We start from the raw sequence: 2927 nt of genomic DNA on the forward strand, positions 1-2927 counted from the left end.
CTGCCGCGGCCAGCCCCAGGTGGAGGTGGACGAGAGCTTCGCTCCGGCCTGTACCCCGGCGCCGACCGCGCCGCCCTGCCCGCCGAGACCATCGCAGCCTCGCTCGGGTGCGGCAACCCCACCGCCGCGGCCGGGCGCGGCTCCCACGTCGGCTGCGTCGCGGGCGCCCCGTCCTCCGCCGAGCACCGCGAGCACCTGGCCGCGGCCGGGCTCACCGACGTCGGGACCACCCCGACCCACGCCGTCGCCGACGGGACGCACTCCGCGATCATCCGCGCCACCCTGCCCGCCCGCGCGGGCGATCGGTGACGAAAAGGGGCGGCCCGCACCAAGCGGACCGCCCCTCGCCGACCACGCTCCCTCAGACCGCGCCCTCGCCCTGCCCGACGGCCCGGCGCTCCTCGCCCGCGCCCACCTGCCCCACCTGGGGTTCGGGCGAGCCGAGCTGGCGGGTGGTCTCCAGCGGGCCGGGTACCTCCTTGCGGGCCACCGCCTCCGCCGCGCGCACGGCCTCGGCCACCGCCGGGTCCGGCGCGGTGTCGAACCAGTCGGCGACCGACGGGTCGTCCTGCTCCTGCGCGGGCGCGGCGGGCGGCTCCGGGGCCGGGGGCTCGTAGCGGAACACGCCGTCGTCACCCGGCTTGCCCAGCATCCTGGCGAAGCCCTCCAGGGCCTTGCCGTAGTCGCTGGGCACCAGCCACACCTTGTTCGCGTCGCCCTGCGCCATCTGCGGCAGCGTCTGCAGGTACTGGTAGGCCAGCACCTCGGGCGTGGGCCGCCCGGCCTTGATCGCGGCGAACACCATCTCGATCGCCTTCGCCTGGCCCTGCGCCTGCAGGTACCGGGCCGCGCGCTCGCCCTGCGCCTTGAGGATGCGGGACTGCCGCTCCGCCTCCGCCGACAGGATCGACGCCTGCTTGGCGCCCTCGGCCGCGAGGATCTGCGACTGCTTCTGGCCCTCGGCGGTCTTGATCGCCGACTCGCGCTGGCCCTCGGCGGTCAGGATCATGGCGCGCTTCTCGCGGTCGGCGCGCATCTGCTTCTCCATCGAGTCCTGGATGGAGGGCGGCGGGTCGATCGCCTTGAGCTCCACGCGCGCCACCCGGATGCCCCAGCGGCCGGTGGCCTCGTCGAGCACGCCGCGCAGCTGGTTGTTGATCTGGTCGCGGGAGGTGAGCGTCTCCTCCAGGCTCATGCCGCCCACCAGGTTGCGCAGCGTGGTGGTGGTCAACTGCTCGACGCCCACGATGTAGTTGGAGATCTCGTAGACCGCCGAACGCGGATCGGTCACCTGGAAGTACACGACCGTGTCGATGGACACGGTCAGGTTGTCCTGGGTGATCACCGGCTGCGGCGGGAACGACACGACCTGCTCGCGCAGGTCGATGCGGGCGCGCACCCGGTCCAGGAACGGCACCAGGATGTTCAGGCCCGGCGCCGCGGTGGTGCGGTAGCGGCCCAGGCGCTCGACCACCGCGGCCGTGGCCTGGGGGATCACCAGAACGGACTTCGCCACCGTGATCAGCACCAGCAGCACCAGGACTGCGATCAACACGATTGTGACGGTCAAAACCCACCTCCTCAGGTCCCCAGCACCACGGCGGTCGCGCCGGAGATCTCGACAACGGTCACTTCCGCGCCGGGTTCGAGCACGGCGTGGTCCACGGACCGCGCCGACCAGACCTCGCCCCCGATGCGGACCCTACCCCCGTGCCCGTCCACTGTGGACACGACGACAGCCGTGCCGCCCAGCAGCGCCTCCACGCCCGAGCGGTGCCCGATCCCCTTGTCCAGGCGGCGCTTGAGCACCGGGCGGACCCCGGCGACCAGGCCGAGGGACAGCGCGCAGAACACCAGGGCGCTGACCACCAGATCGGCGCCCAGCCCCGCCGCGCCCGCCGCCCCGAGCGCGGCGGCGCCCAGCATGACGAGCACGAAGTCACCCGACAGAACCTCGGCCGCGATCAGCAGGACACCGAGGATCATCCAGATCAGCGCGGGCACGGAACCCATCCTTCCACCGATGCGGGGCGGGCGGGGGATCTTGGCGGAATCGGACTAATCCGGCAACGGTTCCGTGACGAAATCGATCAGCCGCTCCACCGCCCCCAGGATCGCCGGCTCCAGGTCGCGGAACCCGCCGACCCCGGCGAGCACCCGCTGCCAGCCCTGCCACGGCTCGCCCCAGCCCAGCGCCGCGCACACCCCCTCCTTCCACGGCACGCCCCTGGGCACCACCGGCCACGCCGCGATCCCCACCGCCTCGGGCTTGACCGCCTGCCACACGTCCACGTACGGGTGACCGGTGACCAGCACGTCCGGGTCGCTGATCGCGGAGACCAGGCGGGACTCCTTGCTGCCGGGCACCAGGTGGTCCACCAGCACCCCGAGCCGCCTGCCGGGCCCGGTGCCGAACCCGGCGATCCGCTCGGCCAGCACGTCCACCCCGTCGAGGGGCTCGACCACCACGCCCTCCACGCGCAGGTCGTGGCCCCACACGCGCTCGACCAGCTCGGCGTCGTGCAGGCCCTCCACCCAGATGCGGCTGTCGCGGGCGGTGCGGGCCTTGAGGCCCTCCACGCGGATCGAGCCGGACGCGGAGAACGCGCGCGCCGCGGCGGGGGCGGCGGTCGGCGCGGGTCGGGTGAGGGTGACGGGGGCGCCGTCGATCAGGAACGCGGCGGGCAGCAGCGGAAACTGCCGGGTGCCGCCCCTGCGGTCCTCCAGCACGACCCGGCCCTGCTCGAACCGCACCACCGCGCCGCAGAAACCGGACGAGGCGTCCTCCACGACCAGGCCGAGCTCGGCGGGGACCTCGGGCACCTTGCGGCGCTTGGGGGCGGAGAGGACGTCGCGGCCGTAGTCGTGGGATCGCACGTCCGGGGACGTTACCCCCGGTCGGGCTACCGGGCGTGACAGCGCGCGGG

Annotated in this window: 3 protein-coding genes and 1 pseudogene; 1 reads left to right on the plus strand and 3 read right to left on the minus strand. The window is 73.9% G+C overall.

Going from position 1 to position 2927, the window contains the following annotated elements:
• Positions 1–309: pseudogene (locus tag ACTUAL_RS06435) on the plus strand (hypothetical protein); the annotation flags it as partial.
• 52 nt (positions 310–361) lie between these two features.
• Here the strand turns inward: ACTUAL_RS06435 and ACTUAL_RS06440 are convergent.
• From ACTUAL_RS06440 to ACTUAL_RS06450, 3 genes are read right to left on the minus strand one after another with little or no spacing between them, the layout of a single operon-like run.
• A complete protein-coding gene (locus ACTUAL_RS06440; protein WP_440899603.1) occupies positions 362–1552 on the minus strand; it encodes an SPFH domain-containing protein in 1191 nt (396 codons plus the stop codon).
• 29 nt (positions 1553–1581) lie between these two features.
• Positions 1582–2013: an NfeD family protein gene (locus ACTUAL_RS06445; protein WP_440899601.1), complete on the minus strand. Its 432-nt coding sequence runs from the start codon at positions 2011–2013 to the stop codon at positions 1582–1584.
• A 45-nt stretch (positions 2014–2058) separates the two neighbouring features.
• The gene (locus ACTUAL_RS06450) at positions 2059–2877 is read right to left on the minus strand and encodes a DUF3097 domain-containing protein (RefSeq protein WP_440899602.1); all 819 of its coding nucleotides are present in this window, start codon (positions 2875–2877) and stop codon (positions 2059–2061) included.
• Positions 2878–2927: the final 50 nt, after the last annotated feature.

Source organism: Actinosynnema sp. (assembly GCF_052038725.1).